Source organism: Massilibacteroides vaginae, from assembly GCF_900178525.1.
GTDB lineage: Bacteria > Bacteroidota > Bacteroidia > Bacteroidales > Tannerellaceae > Massilibacteroides > Massilibacteroides vaginae.
Genome location: NZ_FXDJ01000005.1, coordinates 49,923 through 70,000, shown reverse-complemented (window position 1 = coordinate 70,000; position 20,078 = coordinate 49,923). Strand labels below are relative to the sequence as shown.

The 20,078-nt window shown below is 40.1% G+C and carries 20 protein-coding genes and 1 tRNA gene; 12 read left to right on the top strand and 9 right to left on the bottom strand.

Features of this window, described 5'->3' with window-relative positions:
* The first annotated feature begins 63 nt into the window (after nucleotides 1–63).
* On the top strand, nucleotides 64–621 hold the full coding sequence (locus B9Y81_RS00460; RefSeq protein ID WP_085535041.1) for a GNAT family N-acetyltransferase: 558 nt from the start codon (nucleotides 64–66) through the stop codon (nucleotides 619–621).
* A 35-nt stretch (nucleotides 622–656) separates the two neighbouring features.
* On the opposite strand, the gene pfkA is transcribed toward B9Y81_RS00460, so the two are convergent.
* The 4 genes from pfkA to porQ form a co-directional block, all read right to left on the bottom strand.
* Nucleotides 657–1,637 (bottom strand): 6-phosphofructokinase, encoded by a 981-nt coding sequence (gene pfkA, locus B9Y81_RS00455; RefSeq protein WP_085535040.1) that lies wholly within the window; start codon nucleotides 1,635–1,637, stop codon nucleotides 657–659.
* A gap of 100 nt (nucleotides 1,638–1,737) precedes the next feature.
* Nucleotides 1,738–2,607: a 4-hydroxy-3-methylbut-2-enyl diphosphate reductase gene (locus tag B9Y81_RS00450; protein WP_085535039.1), complete on the bottom strand. Its 870-nt coding sequence runs from the start codon at nucleotides 2,605–2,607 to the stop codon at nucleotides 1,738–1,740.
* Nucleotides 2,608–2,661: 54 nt separating this feature from the next.
* Nucleotides 2,662–3,351 (bottom strand): (d)CMP kinase, encoded by a 690-nt coding sequence (gene cmk, locus B9Y81_RS00445; RefSeq protein WP_085535038.1) that lies wholly within the window; start codon nucleotides 3,349–3,351, stop codon nucleotides 2,662–2,664.
* A 12-nt stretch (nucleotides 3,352–3,363) separates the two neighbouring features.
* Nucleotides 3,364–4,356, bottom strand: a complete 993-nt coding sequence (gene porQ / locus B9Y81_RS00440; protein ID WP_085535037.1) for a type IX secretion system protein PorQ — start codon at nucleotides 4,354–4,356, stop codon at nucleotides 3,364–3,366.
* 530 nt (nucleotides 4,357–4,886) lie between these two features.
* Between porQ and B9Y81_RS00430 the strand changes: the two genes are divergently transcribed.
* The 8 genes from B9Y81_RS00430 to B9Y81_RS00395 all read left to right on the top strand — a co-directional run bounded on the left by B9Y81_RS00430 (nucleotide 4,887) and on the right by B9Y81_RS00395 (nucleotide 9,998).
* Complete coding sequence (locus tag B9Y81_RS00430; RefSeq protein ID WP_085535035.1) at nucleotides 4,887–5,582, top strand: energy transducer TonB; 696 nt, start codon at nucleotides 4,887–4,889, stop codon at nucleotides 5,580–5,582.
* Between the two features lie 71 nt (nucleotides 5,583–5,653).
* The gene (locus tag B9Y81_RS00425; RefSeq protein ID WP_085535047.1) at nucleotides 5,654–6,628 is read left to right on the top strand and encodes a polyprenyl synthetase family protein; all 975 of its coding nucleotides are present in this window, start codon (nucleotides 5,654–5,656) and stop codon (nucleotides 6,626–6,628) included.
* 1 nt (nucleotide 6,629) lies between these two features.
* A complete protein-coding gene (locus B9Y81_RS00420; RefSeq protein WP_085535034.1) occupies nucleotides 6,630–7,409 on the top strand; it encodes a TatD family hydrolase in 780 nt (259 codons plus the stop codon).
* A gap of 138 nt (nucleotides 7,410–7,547) precedes the next feature.
* Nucleotides 7,548–7,635, top strand: a tRNA-Ser gene (locus tag B9Y81_RS00415).
* A gap of 66 nt (nucleotides 7,636–7,701) precedes the next feature.
* Nucleotides 7,702–8,442, top strand: coding sequence for a MotA/TolQ/ExbB proton channel family protein (locus B9Y81_RS00410; protein ID WP_085535033.1), 741 nt, complete (start codon nucleotides 7,702–7,704; stop codon nucleotides 8,440–8,442).
* Nucleotides 8,443–8,450: 8 nt separating this feature from the next.
* The gene (locus B9Y81_RS00405) at nucleotides 8,451–8,921 is read left to right on the top strand and encodes a hypothetical protein (protein WP_085535032.1); all 471 of its coding nucleotides are present in this window, start codon (nucleotides 8,451–8,453) and stop codon (nucleotides 8,919–8,921) included.
* A 16-nt stretch (nucleotides 8,922–8,937) separates the two neighbouring features.
* On the top strand, nucleotides 8,938–9,531 hold the full coding sequence (locus tag B9Y81_RS00400) for an ExbD/TolR family protein (protein WP_085535031.1): 594 nt from the start codon (nucleotides 8,938–8,940) through the stop codon (nucleotides 9,529–9,531).
* A gap of 2 nt (nucleotides 9,532–9,533) precedes the next feature.
* A complete protein-coding gene (locus tag B9Y81_RS00395; RefSeq protein ID WP_085535030.1) occupies nucleotides 9,534–9,998 on the top strand; it encodes an ExbD/TolR family protein in 465 nt (154 codons plus the stop codon).
* A gap of 91 nt (nucleotides 9,999–10,089) precedes the next feature.
* On the opposite strand, the gene B9Y81_RS00390 is transcribed toward B9Y81_RS00395, so the two are convergent.
* Nucleotides 10,090–11,241, bottom strand: a complete 1,152-nt coding sequence (locus B9Y81_RS00390) for an MFS transporter (protein WP_085535029.1) — start codon at nucleotides 11,239–11,241, stop codon at nucleotides 10,090–10,092.
* Between the two features lie 103 nt (nucleotides 11,242–11,344).
* Here B9Y81_RS00390 and mnmD point away from each other — a divergent pair, with 103 nt between their 5' ends.
* Nucleotides 11,345–12,019 (top strand): tRNA (5-methylaminomethyl-2-thiouridine)(34)-methyltransferase MnmC2, encoded by a 675-nt coding sequence (mnmD, locus tag B9Y81_RS00385; RefSeq protein WP_085535028.1) that lies wholly within the window; start codon nucleotides 11,345–11,347, stop codon nucleotides 12,017–12,019.
* Between the two features lie 6 nt (nucleotides 12,020–12,025).
* Here mnmD and trxA read toward each other — a convergent pair whose 3' ends face one another.
* Both trxA and dnaE read right to left on the bottom strand, forming a co-directional pair.
* On the bottom strand, nucleotides 12,026–12,340 hold the full coding sequence (trxA, locus tag B9Y81_RS00380) for a thioredoxin (RefSeq protein ID WP_085535027.1): 315 nt from the start codon (nucleotides 12,338–12,340) through the stop codon (nucleotides 12,026–12,028).
* A gap of 81 nt (nucleotides 12,341–12,421) precedes the next feature.
* The gene (gene dnaE / locus B9Y81_RS00375; protein ID WP_085535026.1) at nucleotides 12,422–16,063 is read right to left on the bottom strand and encodes a DNA polymerase III subunit alpha; all 3,642 of its coding nucleotides are present in this window, start codon (nucleotides 16,061–16,063) and stop codon (nucleotides 12,422–12,424) included.
* A gap of 102 nt (nucleotides 16,064–16,165) precedes the next feature.
* Between dnaE and B9Y81_RS00370 the strand changes: the two genes are divergently transcribed.
* Nucleotides 16,166–16,801, top strand: a complete 636-nt coding sequence (locus tag B9Y81_RS00370; protein ID WP_085535025.1) for a porin family protein — start codon at nucleotides 16,166–16,168, stop codon at nucleotides 16,799–16,801.
* Nucleotides 16,802–16,818: 17 nt separating this feature from the next.
* The gene (locus B9Y81_RS00365) at nucleotides 16,819–17,715 is read left to right on the top strand and encodes a glycerophosphodiester phosphodiesterase family protein (protein ID WP_085535024.1); all 897 of its coding nucleotides are present in this window, start codon (nucleotides 16,819–16,821) and stop codon (nucleotides 17,713–17,715) included.
* Between the two features lie 151 nt (nucleotides 17,716–17,866).
* On the opposite strand, the gene B9Y81_RS00360 is transcribed toward B9Y81_RS00365, so the two are convergent.
* Together B9Y81_RS00360 and B9Y81_RS00355 are read right to left on the bottom strand one after the other, a co-directional pair.
* Nucleotides 17,867–18,958, bottom strand: coding sequence for a TFIIB-type zinc ribbon-containing protein (locus B9Y81_RS00360; RefSeq protein ID WP_085535023.1), 1,092 nt, complete (start codon nucleotides 18,956–18,958; stop codon nucleotides 17,867–17,869).
* A 12-nt stretch (nucleotides 18,959–18,970) separates the two neighbouring features.
* Nucleotides 18,971–20,071, bottom strand: a complete 1,101-nt coding sequence (locus tag B9Y81_RS00355) for an SPFH domain-containing protein (protein ID WP_085535022.1) — start codon at nucleotides 20,069–20,071, stop codon at nucleotides 18,971–18,973.
* Nucleotides 20,072–20,078 lie beyond the last annotated feature (7 nt).

Genomic DNA, 20,078 nt, shown 5'->3' with positions numbered 1-20,078 from the left:
TTGAAAGACTGTTTTGTGTTGTTTCGTTAGGATAACTTGCTTTTTTTATAAAATATTGTATAAATGGAACTGACTGATAATGTGGAGCTAATTCGTGTGTCAGACACGCGTAGCAATTATTTACCGAGCGTACAATCAACTTATATTTCTGCTTTTCCTGAAACAGAAAGAAGGGACTTCTTTCTGTTTTGCGAATTGTTGGATGCTGAGCCTATGTTTAATCTCTTTGTCATACTTAAACAGAATGTATATGTCGGATTTATTACTTACTGGCAATTTAAGGATTTTGTTTATGTAGAGCATTTTGCGATAGCTGCTGAATTCAGAAATGGCGGTATTGGATCGGTTGTTATGAAAGAAGCTCTTAGACAGATGGGTACTAATGTAGTACTGGAAGTAGAAGACCCGATCGACGAGCTCACACAAAGAAGAGTTCGTTTTTATGAGGCTTTAGGTTTTAAGTTGTATGGGGCAAATTATCAGCAACCTCCGTATCGGGAAACGGATTCATGGTATGATATGAAACTGATGAGTTATGGCGATATTGACATGTATAAAGAGTACGGCTCTATAAAAGATTGTATTTATTCTTCTGTATATAACATAAAAAAGCCTGATTAATCATTAATCAGGCTTTTTTATGGTTGCAAAATAAGTTAGATCGACGAAACACGCAGGGTGTTTAATAACTCTCTGTTTATGGGTTTGTCGTTTTTGATTGCTTTGGAGAAAGGAACATATACGATCTGATCATTTTGAATGCCGATCATAACGTTTCTTTGGTCGTCAAGTAATGCGTCAATTGCGGCTATACCCATTCTTGTCGCTAATATGCGGTCTTGTGCACTGGGCGAACCTCCACGCTGCAAGTGTCCCAGAATCGTTACTCTGACATCAAACAAGGGGAATTCATTTTTAACTCGTTCGGCAATTCCTATGGCTCCTCCCGTTAGTTCACTTTCCGCTACAAGAACAATACTACTGTTCTTTGATTTTCTAAATCCGTTTTTAATCATTTCCTCTAACTGATCATTTTCTAATGATGTTTCAGGGATGATTGCTGCTTCAGCTCCGGAAGCTATGGCTCCGTTTAATGCCAGAAAACCTGCGTCTCGTCCCATAACTTCAATAAAGAACAATCGATCATGAGAAGTGGCCGTGTCCCGGATTTTGTCAACGCATTCCATGATGGTGTTTAGAGCTGTGTCATAGCCTATGGTAACATCTGTGCCAAACAAGTCGTTGTCGATTGTTCCGGGCAAACCTACTATGGGATAGTTAAACTCTTGAGCGAAGATACGGGCTCCGGTCAATGTGCCGTCACCGCCAATTACGATAAGCGCTTCTATACCCTCTTCAACAAGTTTATTATAAGCTTGCTTACGTCCTTCGGGAGTTTTAAACTCCATGCAACGAGCAGTTTTCAAAAGAGTACCACCACGTTGTATAATATTACTTACATTTTGTGTCTTAAACTCCTGAATTTCGCCGGTGATAAGCCCTTTATAGCCTCTGTAAATACCTTTTACCGCCATACCATTGTAAATGGCTGAGCGGGTAACCGCACGAATCGCGGCATTCATCCCGGGAGCATCACCTCCAGATGTCAAAATACCAACACATTTAGCTGTAGACATTTTTTTGTTTTTATGATTAGTTATTAGTCGTGACAAAAATAGCATTATTTGCCGAGATGACTTGCTATTTTTAAATTCTTAATCTTTATTTAATGTATTGTCAGGCATTGAGTTCACGAACACGGGCAGCTACTGCCTCCATTTGCCACTTTGGCGTTGATGTGGCACCGCAAACTCCTACACGTTGTATTCCCGGAGGGAGCGGTTCTGTGATTTCGTCTGCATCCGAAACAAATAAAGTGTTAGGGTTTGCTTTTTTACATTCTTCGAATAATACTTTACCATTTGAACTTTTCTTTCCCGCCACAAAATAAATCCAATCGTGATTCGATGCGAATGTCTTTATGTTCGGCATCCGGTTGGTTACCTGTCGACAAATGGTATCATAGAAAGTGAATTTAGCTTGCGGTGACATGGCCGAACGAATCTCTTCAATAACATTATGAAAACCATCCAATGGTTTTGTGGTTTGCGAGAAAAGGTAAATATCGCGATTGAAATCCAATACCGATATATCTTCAATCTTTTCAACCACGATAGCATTGCCTTCCGTTTGCCCTACCAACCCATTTACTTCGGCATGCCCCTTTTTGCCGTAAATTACAACCTGGGCATTCTGACTTCGGGTTTCTACGTAGCATTTATTGATTCGTTGTTGTAATCTGATAACTACAGGACACGTAGCATCAATAATTGTAATGTTATTCTCTTTGGCAATCTGGTAAGTGGAAGGAGGCTCGCCGTGCGCGCGGAGCAGTACTTTTTTACCCTGCAAACGACTTAGGTCGGCATGAACGATAGAATGAAGCCCGTCGGCCTTTAATCTGTCTACTTCCTGATTGTTGTGCACTATGTCTCCAAGACAATACAAATCGTCTTTCGTTTCTTTAAGTTCTTTTTCTGCGCTTTTTATTGCGTTAACCACGCCAAAGCAAAATCCCGAACCATTATCTATCTCTACCTCTATCATGACGTTATTTCTATGTTATGCAATTCGAAGAAAGATTGATCCGAACAGGCATTCTTATTCTTCAATTGCTTTTTTATATTGAACAAGGAGCCAGGCCTTTTGTTCATCGATTGTCATGGCCGAATTATCCAGTACGATAGCATCATCGGCTTGTTTCAACGGACTTTCTTTGCGGGTTGAATCAATATGATCTCTTGTTTTAATATTTTCCAACACTTCTTCGTAAGAAACCTGCTCCCCTTTTGCCTTCAGTTCATCTACCCGGCGTTGGGCACGTACCTCCGGACTGGCCGTAATAAAGAGTTTTAGCTCTGCATTCGGAAAAACAACAGTGCCGATATCTCTTCCATCCATAACGATACCTTTACGTTCCCCCATTTTCTGTTGTAATGCCACTAATGCCCGTCTTACAAAACCGATTGTCGCAATGGGGCTTACCCAGTTGGCTACATCCATTTTGCGGATGTCTTCTTCAACGTTTACTCCATTGAGGATGGTCTCTCTTCTTCCGGTGGTTTCGTTGTTTTTGAAATCAATCCGGATTTTTCCGATCTCTGATTCTAATAAATCAGTATTGATGCCCTTGTCGGTAATGATACCATTCATCAGACAATAAAGAGTGACGGCGCGATACATAGCACCTGTATCGATATAAATATATCCAATTGATTTAGCCAGATCTTTAGCCATTGTGCTTTTTCCACTGGAAGAAAAGCCGTCGATCGCGATAACTATTTTTTTCATTCGAATTTTTATTTATTTGAAATCATCCAAGGTAGTTGAAATGCTTACCATTAAAGAAGTAGCCGAAGGGTGGTATCTGGCAACAGAAGCGGATACGTCAAATTTATGTATCCTTACCCCACCGCCAAAAGAAAAACCGCCCAGTTTATTCCCGGTCTCTAAAGACATGTCCTGATTTGTTTTGGGATTAAAGCCAATGCCTAACCAGAAGTTTTCCGAGGGCACATAGTCAACTCCAAAAACCAAGTGTCTGGTTAGCGTTTTAAAGAATGTATTTTTGCGTTCTAAATTAACCTTGTCTATATAATCGATCTCCCATTTATTCAAATACATAGCAGTTACGGATATGCGGATCGGTGCGTTCTCCATTTTTTTCGAAACACCCATTTGGATATCCCAAGGTAATTTTTGACGCTCTTCATTGTAGCTTTTTAATTGAGCACCCATATTCTTTAATGCAAAACCAAACGAGAAACCTTTGTCCGAGTTGTAATAACTCAAACCCACGTCGGCACATAAACCAAATGCAGAATAACGCTCAAACGAAGAGTAAAGAAATTTAATGGCGATACCTCCGCGCCATCGTTCCGAAAGATCATGCGCGTAAAGCGCGGTGAGATTTATGTCTTTTGCCGAAAAAGTACCCTCCTGATCGTTGTTGACCGAGGTTTTTTTGAAACTGCCGTAGCTGATAAAGCTTGCGCCGATACCCCAGGCCCCGCGTTCCCCCCTTGCTTTTGTAAATGATGCACTACCTATATTAATATCGGAAATGTAATTCATGTAGTTCAGATTGACCATTCCGTCCATTTCACCTCCCAAAAGACCGGGGTTGTGAAAAATTAATGACGGATCCCTTTCAATCAGTGAAACTGTATGCCCGCCAAGTGCGTTTGCTCTGGACGAAGTAGGATAGCGCAAAAAGCCAAAAACCTCATCCCCCTCCTGAGCGAACAGGTGGAGTGGCAGGCAGGAAATAATTAGCAATACTATTATTTGTCTCATATTTTGTCTAAAAACGAATCAAAGGTACTTAAATCATACAAATCAAAAAGTTCCTCTTTGCTTTTTTTACGTAACAAGTATTTAGGCAGATCGGAACATTTTTTGATTTACTTACTATGTATTTATTTTAATAAAGGATATTTTCCTTTTTCTATATCTGTGGTAAAGTTTTTCTATATCTGTAGAAAGCTTTTTCTATATATATGGAAAAAGGAAAATATCCTTTATAAATTAAAAAACATTCCTAACAGTATAAAACTTCCTCCTTTGAATTAGAAAAAACAATCTGTTGATTAATGATTTATTAAAAAAAAAGATTTTACTTTACATCCGGAAATTAAGACGGAAAGCAAGCATCCTTGATTAGTGTAAACGGAGAAAAGCAGAAAAAGGTATGTGAATCTGTTTTAATTTTTAAGCAAATGGCTTAAAAAAACAAAATTGATTAAGTATTTTCCTTTTTATAAAGGTTGGTATGAAATAATTTGTATTTTTGTCTCATTGGAAAACACATAAAACATTATAATTGTATGGAAGTTAAAAAAACGAAGAAGGCAAGTTTGGAAGGAGGTAAACTTCTCGCAATCCTTATGGGGTTTGTTGTCGGTCTTGCAGCGCTGTTCGTAGGATTTGAATGGGGCACGAGAGACATAAACGTTGTTAAGGTAGAAGGTATTTCGGATATCATTGCTGAAGAAGAAATCGAAATTACAAGAGTAGAAGAAATTCAGGCTCCCCCTCCCCCTCCCCCTCCCGCACAAGTTGTAACAGAGGTGCTTAATGTGGTTGAAGATGACGTTGATCTAAACCAACAGGAAATTCTTTCATCGGAAGATACCCAACGTGAAGCTCAGGTTCAGACTTATGTAGCACCCGTTGCTGTGGTAGAAGATGAAGAAGAATCTGCTCAACAAATCTTTACCGTTGTGGAAGAAATGCCTAAATTCCCGGGCGGTGAAGCAAAACTTCTTGAATTTATTAATAAAGGAATTAAATATCCTGTAATTGCTCAGGAAAACGGTATTCAGGGTCGTGTTATTTGTTCGTTCGTTGTAAATCGTGACGGTACAGTTGTTGACGCTGAAGTAGTGAGAGGTGTTGACCCTTCTTTGGACAAGGAAGCACTACGTGTGATTAACACCATGCCCAAATGGACACCTGGTAAGCAAAGAGGTAAACCGGTACGTGTAAAATATACGGTGCCTATCACATTTAGATTACAGTAATATCAAGTATAAAAAAGGGCTGCTAAATGCAGCCTTTTTTCATAGTCTCCTCTTGTTCTAAAGCTATAATAATGAAATCTTTGGACTCTATATTAGAAAAAACAGAGACAGAGCTCTCATGCACATCATTTGTGGGAGATCCTAAAAGTTTATTCGAACCGATTGAATATATCCTGTCTCTTGGCGGGAAAAGAATCAGACCGGCATTAGCGCTGATCGGTTGTAATATTTATTCAGACAACATTGAGTCTGCCGTTAAACCGGCCTTGGGGCTTGAAGTGTTTCATAACTTCACATTGCTTCATGATGATTTGATGGATGGTGCCGATATGCGCAGGAATAAACCAACCGTGCATAAACGTTGGAGCCCAAATACAGCCATTCTGTCCGGAGATGCTATGCTAATAGCCTCCTATAAATTAATTGGAGAAACCGATCCGGCTTATCTGTCAGAAGTATTGGCCTTGTTCACCGAAACAGCATTGGCTATTTGTGGTGGTCAGCAATACGATATGGAATTTGAGCAACGTATGGATGTTGCTGAAGAGGAATATCTGCACATGATAGAGCTTAAAACGGCGGTTTTATTAGCCTGTGCTTTAAAGATGGGGGCACTGATTGGTGGAGCTCCTGCCCATGAAGCCGATCTGCTTTATAAATACGGCATAGATTTAGGGCTTGCTTTCCAGATACAAGATGACCTGTTGGATGTTTATGGCGACGCTGAAACTTTCGGGAAAAATATAGGTGGAGATATATTGTGTAATAAAAAAACATTCCTGCTTATAAACGCATTAAAACTCGCTGAAGGAGAAAAGCGGAATGAGGTAATGAGCTGGCTTCAGCGTGAGGAATATACCCCAAGCGATAAGATAGCGTTCTTTACCACGCTTTACGAAGAATTAGGCGTGAAAGAGTTGGCCGAGAAGAAAATAAAATATTATTTTGAAAAGGCGAAAGCTCGACTTGCGGATTTGAATGTCCCTGCGGAAAGACTTGACGTGTTGACCGAAGTAAGTGATAAACTCATGAAACGAAAAGTGTAACATGAGGCTGATCGATACGCATTGTCACCTTTATGCAGAGGAGTTTGATTTAGATCGGGATGAACTGATCTCGAATTCCCGCAACTTGGGTATAATAGCCCTGTTGCTGCCGAATATTGATCGTGCATCAGTAAACAGCCTGCATGAACTTTGCGATAAATACCCGGATTATTGTTTTCCGATGATGGGATTACACCCTACAAGCGTTGGGTCGGACTATATAGCGGAGCTTCGTTACTTAGAATCTCAACTGTCGAAAAGAAAATATTCGGGAATAGGTGAAATAGGGATCGATCTCTATTGGGATAAAACGTTTCTGAAAGAGCAACTTTCTGTTTTTGAGGAACAGCTAAAGTGGAGTATAGATCATTCCTTACCCGTATCCATACATACGCGTAATGCCTTTCCCGAAGTATTTGACGTAATACATAAGGTTGGCCCGGAAAAATTGAAAGGCGTTTTTCATAGTTTCTCCGGAACAGCAGAAGATGCCAAGGAAATCTTGGCGTTGAGAAATTTTAAATTCGGAATAAATGGTATCGTTACGTACAAGAATTCAGACCTCCCGGAGGTGCTGAAACAAACCGTAACCATCCATGATCTCGTGATAGAAACAGATGCTCCGTATTTACCCCCGGTTCCATTTCGCGGCAAACGAAATCAACCGGTTTATTTACGTGAAATTGCGTGTAAAATTGGCGAAATTTACAATTTGTCATTAGAAGACGTAGCACGGGAAATAGAAATTAATTCAAGGAAAATTTATTCAGCGATCAATTAAGTTGAAGATTATACAAGAAAACCTAATTGGTGGCTAATTAAATTTGAACAGATATAGTGTATATATGAAGCAAAAAGCATAGATTTGTGGTCTGAAAAATTTGGAAGTGGTTTTTTTTTCGTATTTTGCGCTCGTTTTGGAGAGGTGCTCGAGTGGTTGAAGAGGCACGCCTGGAAAGCGTGTATACGCCTAAAGCGTATCGCGGGTTCGAATCCCGCTTTCTCCGCGATTTATTGGTAAATTATTAAAAACTGAAAAAATAAAAATTATTAATCTTAAAATTAAACACACGATGAGAAATTTATTTTCAAAAGTAATCTTGGGTGTTATTGCCCTTGGAACTTCTACGGTAGCATTCGCACAAGATGCAGCAGCTGCAGGAGCTGTTGAGGGTGGCTTGCATCATGAACTTAAGAGACTCTTTATCGAAGGTAGTGCTACGTTCAACAGTTTGATCAGTATACCTTTCATTATTGGTTTAGCTATTTGTCTTGAGAGAGTAATTTATTTGAATCTTGCTGAAGTAAACACAAACAAGTTGTTCAAAAGTATCGAAGAAGCTCTTGATAAAGGAGATGTTGAAGGAGCGAAAGCAGTGGCTCGTGATACAAAAGGTCCTATCGCTTCTATCGTTTATCAAGGTTTAATGAGAATTGACCAATCTGTTGACACTGTAGAAAGATCAATTACATCTTATGGTGCAGTACAGTCAGGTCTTTTAGAAAAGAATTTGTCTTGGATCACATTGTTTATCTCTATTCTTCCGTCAATTGGGTTTATCGGTACTGTGGTTGGTATGATCATGGCGTTCGACAAAATTCAGATTGTAGGTGATATCAGCCCGACGGTTGTTGCCGGTGGTATGAAGGTTGCTTTGATTACTACTATTGCCGGTCTTATTACTGCAATTATTTTACAATTATTCTATAACTATTTATTAAGTAAATTAGAAGCTATCGTTAATAAAATGGAAGATTCTACGATTACTTTCATGGATTTAGTTGTAAAATACAACCTTAAATACAAAAAATAATACGAATTATGGCTGTAACAAAAATTAGAAAAGTTTCCAGTCTGGTTTTCATTGTATCCATATTAATAAGCGTAGTTGTTTTTGGCTTCTATTATGGTGGTGGAATTGTAGATCCGACTGCTGAAACTCCGGAACCCGTTAATACAGATATTCTTTTGTATTGGTTATATATACTATTAGGGATCGTTATTGGAATGACAGTATTCTTTGCAGTCCTACAAATTGGTAAGCTTTTGAAAAGTGACCCAAAGTCTGGTATGTTGTCAATAGGAGCGATTGTATTGATGGCTGGTTTATTGTTGATCACCCGCGCTATGGGTAGCGATGTACCACTACCTATCCCTGGTTATGAAGGAACTGAAAACGTGCCTTTCTGGTTGAAGACAACAGATATGTTTTTATACTCTATCTATGCTATGGTTGTTTTAATCGTAGTAGTTATTGTATGGGGTAATGTAAGAAAAGCATTAACGAAATAAATAGAGGACTAAGAAGATGGCAAGTAAAAGAAAACAGAAAAAAATGCCCGCACTGTCTACTACGTCAAGTGCAGATATTGCTTTTATGATTCTCCTCTTCTTCCTTTTGACTACATCTATGGATACAGATATGGGGCTTGCAAGACGTTTGCCGCCTCCTGTTCCTAAAGACCAGAAAAATACAGATATTGATATCAAAAAGAGAAATCTTATGGTTGTGTTGATCAACACAAACAATCAAATACTCTGTAATGGACAATTCGTTGAAGTTAACCAACTAAAAGAACTTGTAAAGGAATTTATAGCAAACCCATTTAATGATGAACACAAACCTGAAAAAACAGAAGTTGACGTTCCATTCTATGGTAAAATGATGGTTACTAAAAACCATATTATTTCTTTGCAAAATGACCGTGGTACAGAATATCAAGCGTATATAAATGTACAAAACGAGTTAGCTGCGGCATACAACGAATTGAGAAATGATGTATCAAAGGAGAAATTTGGAAGAGTCTTTGATGAATTAGATGAAGAGCAACAAAAAGCGGTTCAAATGATATATCCTCAAAAGATATCTGAAGCTGAACCTAAAAATTATGGAGGAAAATAAGTATGGGAAAATTTGGAGGTAACTTTCAACGCGAGGTTCCACAGTTAACCATGTCGTCAGTATCTGATATTGTATTCGCCATATTGTTCTTCTTTATGATGGTTACGACAATGCGTGAAGTAACATTGAAAGTGGTTTTTCAATCACCCCAAGCAACTGAGCTTCAGAAGCTGGAGAAAAAATCATTGGTTACATTCATCTATGTTGGGCAACCGACACTGGCCTTAAGAGACAAGATGGGTTCTGAAACTCGTATTCAGTTGAATGATCAATTCGCTGAAGTTTCCGAGATTGAGGATTACATTGCTCAGGAAAAGTCAAGTATGAAAGAAGAAGATGCTCCGTTTATGACTGTGTCAATTAAAGCAGACAGACAAACCAAGATGGGTATTGTAACTGATGTTAAACAGGCACTTCGTGAAGCTTATGCATTAAAGATCAGTTATTCTGCGACAAAGAAAAACTAATGAACAGAGAATCCAACTATTGAAATAATTGAATTATTTATAATAGAAAGAAAGGCCGGAGACGAGGTTAACTTGTCGCCGGTCTTTTTTATTACTTTCGTGTTAAAGCGTAGATTATAATCCCGGGTATGAAGATAATGGAAGCAATCCAAAACAATGCTATCTGAATTCCCCACGAATCGCTCAGCCATCCGGCTAAAGGAGCTATGAAAACGAACATCAGGCGAATAATGAAATTGCGGATTGACAATACGGTTGCTCGCATATCAGACTGTGTGAACTGATTTATATACCCTTTTAATATAGGCGTGGCGAATCCTCTTACTACGTAGAAAAATAGCAATATTGCCAAAAGGGAATAGGAACTTAAATTAAATCCCAAAACGACGTATCCTCCCGCTATTGACAGTAGTATGAACAAATTCATTTTTTTCGCTCCAAAGCGATATTCTATTTTGTCGGAATAATAGGCAGCTATCCCTACCGTTAAATTAAGTCCGGTCCATATTATTCCATACCATGATATCGGTGTGTTCAGTTGCATAAGAATAGGTTGTACGAACCACGCCATGGTAAGTGTGGCGGCTCCAATTATACCGGAAAAAAGAATACTGTAGGCTAATTGTTTATTTTTAAACAGGGAATAGTTGATTATCTTGTAGATTTCAGCGAATGCATTCGGTCTTTTAATGGTTCCCCCATATTCCTTTAAACATAAAGCTGCCGGTATGCCGGTAAAAGCAATTATTGCTTGCCCATAAAAAGGTAAGTGTAATGAATAAACAGCTAATAATCCACCCAGAATACCGGCAATAGCTTCGGAAAAATTACCTATCATAGTAAGTTTGCCTTCATAACGCATGTACAGGTGTTCTTTTTTATGCTCTTGTACTGTGTTATATAAAAGGACAGAGTCTGTTCCGTTAACAAAGGTTTGTCCGGCGCCGAGTAATATTTCCGCTACTGCGAACGCAAGAAAAGTATCAGTAAAAGAATAGGTTAGATAACCGGCAAAGAAAAGTATACCTCCCGTAATCAGGCAATTCCGTTTCCCCCAGGAATCAGCCAGGTAGCCGGAAGGAATTTCTAACGTAACTGCAACGATGGAGTAGATGCTTTTAAGGAGAAATATATCTTGAAGCGTAAGTCCGTTCTTTTCATAAAAAAGGACAATGATTGGCATTACGAAAGAAAACCATTTGGAGAATTTAATTACATAAAGTGCCAGTAAATTTCTTTTCATCCTGTAATTTCTAATACGGTCTGTTTTGTTCACGAAAGTATAAAAGCTCGTTGAATAGAGCAATTATTTAGACGGAAATGACTTGTTTTGTACAATTTTACGCATGAATAATAAAACGACACATATAACGAGAGAACTTCAGATCACAGCAGATGGGAGTCATACACTTTTTGTTCCTGAAATGGATGAACACTACCATTCGGTGAATGGTGCTGTGCAGGAGTCGATGCATGTTTTTATTGAAGCAGGATTACATCAGTTGGATAAAAAGCATATTCGCGTGTTTGAAATTGGTTTTGGCACCGGTCTGAATGCTTTTTTGACGCTTCAGGATACATTAAAGAATAGTGCTGTTAAAATCGATTACTATACCGTAGAACAGTTCCCGTTAGATACGGAGACGATCAAACAACTTAATTTCGGCACTGCTCATCAAGCGTTGTTTGAAAAACTGCATAACGTTCCGTGGAACTCATTACAATCGATTACAGATCGTTTTTCGCTGTTTAAAATTGCCGGAGACAGTAATACGTGTATTCTCCCCGATGAGATAGACTTGGTTTATTTTGACGCATTTGCTCCGGATAAGCAACCGGAAATGTGGAATCAGGAGATATTTAATAAGTTATTTAGGGGGATGAATGCAAATGGTATATTGACTACCTATTGTGCGAAAGGAGTGGTTAGGCGTATGATGAAAGAAGCCGGATATACTGTTGAAAGAATACCCGGCCCTCCCGGAAAGCGCGAAATGCTGCGCGCCCGAAAAATATTGTGATCAGGGTTATAACATTGCGTCAATTTTAGCGGCCAATGCTGCTTTATTGGTTGCTCCTACTTGTTTATCTACAACTTCTCCATCCTTAATAAAAAGAACAGTCGGTATATTGCGAATGCCGAATTTTGAAACAACATCATCGTTATTGTCAACGTCCAGTTTCCCAATCGTCACTTTGCCTTCGTACTCTGTCGCGAGTTCTTCAATAAGTGGACCAATCATACGACAAGGGCCACACCATTCGGCCCAGAAATCGATAACTAATGGCTTACCTTCACTTACCAATTGGTCGAAATTCGCGTCTGTAATTTCTAATGCCATGCTTTTTCTTTTTTAATTTATATATTTTGAAATGTGTTTTTGTAGTTTCAAAAGTACAAAATACTTTTAGGTCGGACAATGCTATCCGTTAATTTTGAAATCAATATTTTCATTCTCCGTTAAAAAATCAACTAGTTCACGGGTTACATTTAAACGAACGTTTTGTGAGAATAAATTCAAATTAACGTTATGTTCTCCGTCAACAACCTTGAAGTACAATAAGCTCTGTCCGGGATTATTCTTGATCAGGACTGATAGTTCATTGATCATGGGTTCGTCCAGATCGTGAATGGGTAATGTAATGTTGATCTTTTCAATCAGCTTATCCTTTTCATCCTGAAGGAGACGAATGGTTCCTATTCTAAAATCAAGTATCGCTTCATTGTATGGTCTTGCTTCCACACGCCCTGTAATTAAGAGGTACATGCCTAAACGTCCGTATTTACTGTATTCGATATAGTCATTTCCAAATAACGCAATCTCTCCGTTTCCTGTAAAATCCTCTATTTTCAGAATGCCATACGACTTTCCGTTTTTAGTTAACCCTTCGCGGAAACCTGTTACAATTCCTCCTAAAAGGATTTCACGCCCTTTGAGATTGTCTTTGTCATTCAATTCGGCTGCTCCTGTATTGCAAACATAGGTGAGTGCAATGCGATAATCATCCAAGGGGTGGGCAGACAGGTAAATCCCTACAAGCTCTTTCTCTTTATTCAATCTTTCCAGATCACTCCATGGCTCAGCCTGCGGAATTTCAGGTTTCGCGATCTCTACCAGATTATCGTCACCGAAAAGCGAATTTGCTGCGGTTACCTTATCTACCTGAAACTTGTTACCATAGCGTACCAGCGTGTCTAAGAAAAGTTCATCTTTACTGTTGGCAAAGAACTGCTCACGACGAACTCCGAAGTTGTCGAATGCGCCGCCTAAGGCCAGGCACTCCATGTTCTTCTTGTTACAAGCCGTTAGATTTACCCGTTCCACAAAATCGAAAATATTTTTATAAGGTCCGTTCTTTCGTTCTTCAATGATATTTTGAACAGCAGATTCTCCTACACCTTTTATTGCCCCTAATCCGAAGCGTACATCTCCGTTTTTATTGACACTGAATTTGAGAATTGATTCGTTTACATCCGGACCGAGTACCTGAATATTCATTGCCCGGCATTCGTCCATAAACTTCGTGATGTCGGTAATATTTGAAAGACTTCGGCTGAGCACCGCGGCCATATATTCCGAAGGGAAGTTCGCTTTCAGATACGCCGTCTGGTAAGCAACCCAGGAATAGCACGTGGCATGACTCTTATTAAAAGCGTATGACGCAAATTTCTCCCAGTCCGACCATATCTTTTCTAATGTTTTCTCATCATGACCGTTTTCTTTACCTCCCGAAAGGAACTTCGCTTTCAGCTCGTTCATCTTATCGATCAGCTTTTTCCCCATCGCTTTACGCAGGGTGTCACTTTCACCACGGGTGAAATTTGCTAACAAGCGCGAAAGGAGCATGACCTGTTCCTGATACACAGTAATACCATACGTGTCTTTCAGGTATCGTTCCATAATCGGAATGTCGTATTTTATTTCCTCACGACCGTGTTTTCGGGCAACGAATGACGGGATATAATCCATAGGACCGGGGCGATAAAGTGCGTTCATCGCGATCAGGTCTTCAAATTTCGAGGGCTGCAATTCCCGGAGGTACTTCTGCATACCGGCCGACTCGAATTGGAATGTTCCCGTTGTTTTTCCCTGGCAATAAAGCTCGAACGTTTTCAAGTCTTCCAGGCTTATGCGGTCAATGTCGATTTTTTCTCCACGAGTAAGCCGAATATTCTCTACCGCCTCTTTAATGATCGATAACGTTTTAAGTCCGAGAAAGTCCATTTTGATCAATCCCGTTTCTTCAATAACCGATCCCTCGTATTGTGTAACCAGCATTTCTTCACCGGTATCTTTGTCTTTCGCCGTACTTACCGGTACAATGTCTGAAATGTCATATTTCCCGATAATTACCCCACAAGCATGAACACCCGTATTACGTACGTTCCCTTCCAACATTTGAGCATATTTCAGTGTGTCACGCGCTAAAGGATCCGAACCCGTGGCCGCCTCTTTTAGTTCAGGAACGTATTGTATAGCGTCCTTAAGTTTGAACTTTCTTAAATCGGGAATCTTATCCGGCACTAATTTAGCCAAACGGTTGGATTCGGATAACGGTAGTTTCTGTACACGCGCAACATCCTTAATAGCGGATTTAGTTGCCATCGTGCCGTAGGTGATAATATGAGCAACCTTTTCTTTACCGTATTTATCCGTTACCCAGCGGAGCACTTCTCCACGACCGTCATCGTCAAAGTCCGTATCAATATCCGGAAGCGAAACACGATCCGGATTCAAGAAACGCTCGAACAGTAAGTCGTATTTTATAGGGTCTATATCTGTAATGTCCAGACAATAAGCAACGGCAGAACCAGCTGCGGAACCACGCCCCGGACCAACAGAAACACCCATCTCTTTTGCCGCACGGATAAAATCCTGTACAATCAGGAAATAGCCGGGAAATCCCATTCCTTTCACCGTGCCAAGTTCAAAGTCAAGACGTTCGGTTACTTCTTCAGTAAGCGGTTCTCCATATTTTCTTTTTGCACCTTCATAAGTGAGGTGGCGTAAATACGCATCTTCGTTATCAAAACCTTCAGGAAGAGGAAAGTCGGGCATTAACGGGTCATTGTCGATCGAATAATACTCAACTTTATTTGCGATCTCCAAGGTGTTGCTCAGCGCTTCGGGTATATCCGCGAAAATGGCGTTCATCTCCGCAGTCGTTTTCATCCATTCCTGTTTGGAATACTTCATTCGCGTAGGATCATCGAGGTCTTTGCCGGTACTCAGACAAATAAGCCGGTCATGTGCTTCAGCATCTTCTTCATTCGCAAAATGAACGTCATTGGTCGCGATTAGCTTTACGTCTAATTTGCGTGCAAGTTCAATCAACACTTTGTTGACTTCTTGTTGTTTTACGAATGTTGTTTGGTCGGCATTAAAAGCATGCGTTTCATGTCGCTGCATTTCCAGGTAAAAATCATCTCCGAACAAGTTCTTAAACCATAGGATAGACTTTTCCGCTTCTGCCAGTCGGCCTTTCATAATGTGTTGCGGAACTTCACCACCCAAACATGCCGAGCTGATAATCAGTCCTTCGTGATATTTCTCAAGCAATTCCTTGTCGATACGTGCGCGTCCGTAAAACCCTTCGGTCCATGAAATAGACACCATCTTGATCAGATTCTTATACCCGGTCAGGTTTTTAGCCAGCACAATCAAATGCCAACCGCTCAGATCCTCTTTTGTCGATTTTTTATGCCGTCCGTTTCGGGCACAATAGCACTCACAACCGATAATCGGTTTGAAGAGTAAAGCCTCATGCTCCTTAATCTCATTTTCTAATTTTGCGATTTCGGCCAATGTTTCATCCGTCGGACTTTCCTGTTTACGTAATTCGGCGATTTTCTTTTTGCAGGATTTAATTGCCCCCTGCGGTTTACTGTTCCGTTTTTTTGTTTTGTTGTAGAACTCCTTAATCCCGAACATATTTCCGTGATCAGTAACAGCGATTGCAGGCATTTTGTCTTTTATGGCTTTGTCCAGAAGCGTATCGATAGCCGTCTGTCCATCCAACAAAGAGTATTGAGTATGAAGATGTAAGTGTACGAATGGTTCCATTATTCTATAAGAAGTGATATATGAATTTTCTCTAAAGTTACAAAAAAGGGTGAATGTACCGATGAATAATGTATATTTGTCCCTATATAAAGATTACCGTTTATGGCTTTACCTCTAAAAATCAGCGCTATACTTTTTTTACTGTTTTTGGCAGTTACTCCTTCGTTTTCACAGATCACCTATGGTGTGCGTGGAGGGATATCCTATTCCGCGTTAATACAAAATCTGGAGACGGAAAATAAAGTCGGCGCCCGTGCCGGATTTAGCGTGGGCGGAGTAATGGATGTTCCGTTTTACCGTCGTTTTTCTTTTCGTCCGGAAGTTTCGTTTGTAAACCAAGGTGGTTCGTTCTATTCCCGTATCGAAAACGAGATGACGACTGTTAAAAACAAATACAATTACTATTCCGTACAGATCCCACTGAACATAGCGTATAATATTCCGATCTCCGGCGTGCGGATGAGTGTGCTGCTGGGACCGGCTGTAGACTACTCTATGTTTGGCAGTCACAACTTTGAAGGAGAAAAGAAAGACCTCACGTTCAATAAAAACGAAGTAGGTGAACTGAAAAAATGGGATGTCGGGGTCAATATGGGATTAGCCGTAAAATACGACCAGGTGTTCTTTTCCATAAATGCCCTTTGCGGAGCGATCGATCGCAGACAAGTAAAACGTGAAGGCGAATCTCGTCTTTACCAAAATAATGTAACCTTCTCGTTCGGTTATTTCTTCCCATAAGGAAAAACGATCTATAAATGAAAAACTACAACTTTTCCTACGCACACCTATGTATTATACTATTCACACTGATCAGTATTGTTGGCGGATGTGAAAATAAAAAAGAAGCAAACCACGTAAGACCAGTGGAGAAACATGCTTTCAAAGCGTTTTTTAGTGACGACCAGTCCGTTTTGATAAGCGGACACAGAGGAGCTCGGGGGATAGGTGTAGCTGAAAACAGCTTGAACACCTTTCGGGAGATAACGAAAGAAATGCCTGTTTTTTTCGAGATAGACCCCAGATTAACGAAAGACAGTGTTATTGTACTTCTGCATGATGAAACGTTGGATAGAACAACAACCGGAACAGGAAAACTTTCCGATTACACGTGGAATGAATTGCAGGCTTTTAGTTTGAAAGATATCGGGGGAGAGATTACCCCGGATAAAATTCCCAAGCTGGAAGACGCGCTTCTTTGGAGCAAAGACCGAACAATACTCAACCTGGATAAAAAGGATGTGCCCATGGAAATGATCGTGGAGTTGATACGGAAATACGATGCGGAGATGTATATTATGCTGACTGTGCATACAGGCGCGCAGGCCAGATATTATTATGACCGTTTTCCCGGCATCATGCTGTCCGCGTTTGTTCGAAATGATAAAGAATTTGAAGATATGTCTATCTCCGGAGTACCCTGGGAGAATATAATCGCTTATGTCGGACCTTCGATCAACGAGAAGAATAAAGCGATAGTGGAAAAACTGCATCAGAAGAATGTAAAGTGCATGATTTCGGTAGCTCCGACGCACGACAGATTGGATAACCGGGAAGACAGAATAAACGCTTATCGGGAAGAAATAAACAATAAACCTGATATTATAGAATCAGACTATCCTCTCGACGTATGGTATGCCCTGAAAAATCAATAACCTTTATGTTTTTCTGCATAACCTTTATATTTTAAAAAATAACCTTTATTTTTCGAAAAATAACCTTTATGTTTTTTGGGCTATTTATTCGTTGAAATTCAATGCTTATTTTTCGCCCGTTTTTTGACGTATATTCTGCCTGTCCGGCGCATTATTGATTGCTGTTAAGTAGCAGTATAAAGGCAATCAGCGCCACTATGCCTATGATGATGGCTATGGCAATTTTTATTGGACTGTAAGGTCTGTCGCCCGTTAGCCGCCCGGTTCTGCCATTCAGGAAAAAATGATATAACTTGTTCTTGTAAATATAAGATGACATGTATACCGGGAGTAAAATCAGTTTGAACTTAACTTCACTGAAGTGCGTGTTTTTAGCAGTAATCCGCTGATGATCTCCACCAATATCCCTTCGTATGGCGTAATCAATTTCCGAATTCATGATTTGTCTTGCCAGATCGTAACCGTTATTCATATTCATTACATACTTTTCGGTTATAAATCCACTGAGGAAACGATTGTCGGCTTCAACCATATTCATACTGTCCCAGTTGTTTATTTTATTCATGATATCACGAGAAATCATACCGGAAGCCGGAACCATTACGTCGTCAAAAAATAAAGAAACATGTCCGTCGCAAAAATACCACCTTGTTCGTGTTACAGTACGTCTGTTTTTTCCTGTCCCAACGGTCGTTGTGTAATTAACCCCTTTTTGTCCGGAGTAATCGGTTTCGGTTTGCGCGTCGTAAGTCCAGCAAGGAATATATACCCCTTGCAGTTGATTGGTTTGAAGGGCTTGTTTCTTTAGTTTGTTAGGTGCGAACCACAAACGTTTAAGCCAAGTTTCCAGGTGTTTATGCGTATCTCTTCCTTCTATTTTAAAAGGAAGAAGGTATGATGGCCGTATCAAGCGTTCTTCATGTGTGTCCGACTCAATCAATGGAGTGGTACAATATGGGCAAGCAGCAGACTTTATACTTTCGTTGAATGTAGATTCCGCTCCGCACTTTCTACAACCGATAATTTTGGTTGTTTGGGTATTAAGTTTTTCGAAATTTTGTGCATACTGCTCAAAATCAAGCTCGTGTACTTCTTCTACTTTCTTAGACTCTATGGGTGTGTTTGTACCGCAGTAATCACAATGAAGAAAATCCGTATCCGGCTTGTATTTAAGGGCAGCGCCACAGTTCATGCACTGATAAGTGTCGCTGCCCAATCTTGTGTTTTCGGTTGTTTCCGACATTTTATAAACTAATTAAGGAAGAGGGGGAGGGGTTGCGGCAAACAGATCTTGCAGATCAGCTTGATCACCGGCTTTTTCCCAGTTGGCTAATCCCTGTTTCCATACCAACGATTCGCGGGTAAGTTGATGCGTGGCAACAAGTTCGGCTAAAGCCCCTCTGTTAAGCGGACCATGTTGCTTCCCGTCTATAGCGACATAATAATTTCCGATTCCGGGAATAGGCGGAGGGGTAGGCTGTGTTTGTTGGTTGCTTTGCATTTGGTTGGCCATAGTTTGAGTCATCTGATTCGCCATTGCCATTCCTGCACCTAAACCGATACCCATGCCTGCTGTTCCCGACGGATTTTCGGCCGCTGCTTCCATAGCTTTAGCAGCTTTCATCTTCGTCAGTTTATCCAGATCGATTTTCTCAAGTCGGCTGAGTTCAAATATCTCTTTCTTCACTTCTTCCGGCATCGAAATATTTTCGATCAGGAATTTCGTTACGTCCATTCCATAAGCCGTGAAGTCGTCTTTCATGTAGCTGAATATCGCTGTTGAAAGCTCGTTCAGGTTTGATGCGTAATTCTCAATAGGCAGATTAGTTTCGCCTACTGTATCAGAAAAGCGGGTAACAATAATGCTTTTCAGCTGCTCCTGTATCTGGGCCGTCGTAAATGTTTGATTCGTACCAACAATTTCACGAATGAAAACCGGAGCTTCTGTCACTTTGAACGTATACATACCAAAAGCACGGATTTCGACCATGCCGAAACGGCTATCATTCAAGATGATGGCATTTTTAGTGCCCCATTTCTGATCAATGAAATTCTTTGTGCTTACGAAATATACTTCGGCCTTGAAAGGACTGTTAAAACCATACTTCCAACCTTTTAGAGTACTAAGAATAGGAAGATTCTGTGTATTCAACGTATAGGTACCCGGCGTGAACGTGTCGGCGATTTGTCCCTCATTAACAAAAACAGCAATCTGTCCCTCACGCACAACCAGTTTCGCGTTATTTTTGATCTCGTTGTTATGACGCTCAAAACGATAAACAATCGTATCCTGCGTATTGTCTAAAAACTCGACAATATCAATTAATTCCCCTTTTAGTTTATCCCAAATCCCCATATTCTTT

Bases quoted from the DNA above. Each gene is read 5' to 3' on its own strand.
- B9Y81_RS00460 (WP_085535041.1), top strand. From the start codon at position 64: ATGGAACTGACTGATAATGTGGAGCTAATTCGTGTGTCAGACACGCGT.
- pfkA (WP_085535040.1), bottom strand. From the start codon at position 1,637: ATGTCTACAGCTAAATGTGTTGGTATTTTGACATCTGGAGGTGATGCT.
- B9Y81_RS00450 (WP_085535039.1), bottom strand. From the start codon at position 2,607: ATGATAGAGGTAGAGATAGATAATGGTTCGGGATTTTGCTTTGGCGTG.
- cmk (WP_085535038.1), bottom strand. From the start codon at position 3,351: ATGAAAAAAATAGTTATCGCGATCGACGGCTTTTCTTCCAGTGGAAAA.
- porQ (WP_085535037.1), bottom strand. From the start codon at position 4,356: ATGAGACAAATAATAGTATTGCTAATTATTTCCTGCCTGCCACTCCAC.
- B9Y81_RS00430 (WP_085535035.1), top strand. From the start codon at position 4,887: ATGGAAGTTAAAAAAACGAAGAAGGCAAGTTTGGAAGGAGGTAAACTT.
- B9Y81_RS00425 (WP_085535047.1), top strand. From the start codon at position 5,654: ATGAAATCTTTGGACTCTATATTAGAAAAAACAGAGACAGAGCTCTCA.
- B9Y81_RS00420 (WP_085535034.1), top strand. From the start codon at position 6,630: ATGAGGCTGATCGATACGCATTGTCACCTTTATGCAGAGGAGTTTGAT.
- B9Y81_RS00410 (WP_085535033.1), top strand. From the start codon at position 7,702: ATGAGAAATTTATTTTCAAAAGTAATCTTGGGTGTTATTGCCCTTGGA.
- B9Y81_RS00405 (WP_085535032.1), top strand. From the start codon at position 8,451: ATGGCTGTAACAAAAATTAGAAAAGTTTCCAGTCTGGTTTTCATTGTA.
- B9Y81_RS00400 (WP_085535031.1), top strand. From the start codon at position 8,938: ATGGCAAGTAAAAGAAAACAGAAAAAAATGCCCGCACTGTCTACTACG.
- B9Y81_RS00395 (WP_085535030.1), top strand. From the start codon at position 9,534: ATGGGAAAATTTGGAGGTAACTTTCAACGCGAGGTTCCACAGTTAACC.
- B9Y81_RS00390 (WP_085535029.1), bottom strand. From the start codon at position 11,241: ATGAAAAGAAATTTACTGGCACTTTATGTAATTAAATTCTCCAAATGG.
- mnmD (WP_085535028.1), top strand. From the start codon at position 11,345: ATGAATAATAAAACGACACATATAACGAGAGAACTTCAGATCACAGCA.
- trxA (WP_085535027.1), bottom strand. From the start codon at position 12,340: ATGGCATTAGAAATTACAGACGCGAATTTCGACCAATTGGTAAGTGAA.
- dnaE (WP_085535026.1), bottom strand. From the start codon at position 16,063: ATGGAACCATTCGTACACTTACATCTTCATACTCAATACTCTTTGTTG.
- B9Y81_RS00370 (WP_085535025.1), top strand. From the start codon at position 16,166: ATGGCTTTACCTCTAAAAATCAGCGCTATACTTTTTTTACTGTTTTTG.
- B9Y81_RS00365 (WP_085535024.1), top strand. From the start codon at position 16,819: ATGAAAAACTACAACTTTTCCTACGCACACCTATGTATTATACTATTC.
- B9Y81_RS00360 (WP_085535023.1), bottom strand. From the start codon at position 18,958: ATGTCGGAAACAACCGAAAACACAAGATTGGGCAGCGACACTTATCAG.
- B9Y81_RS00355 (WP_085535022.1), bottom strand. From the start codon at position 20,071: ATGGGGATTTGGGATAAACTAAAAGGGGAATTAATTGATATTGTCGAG.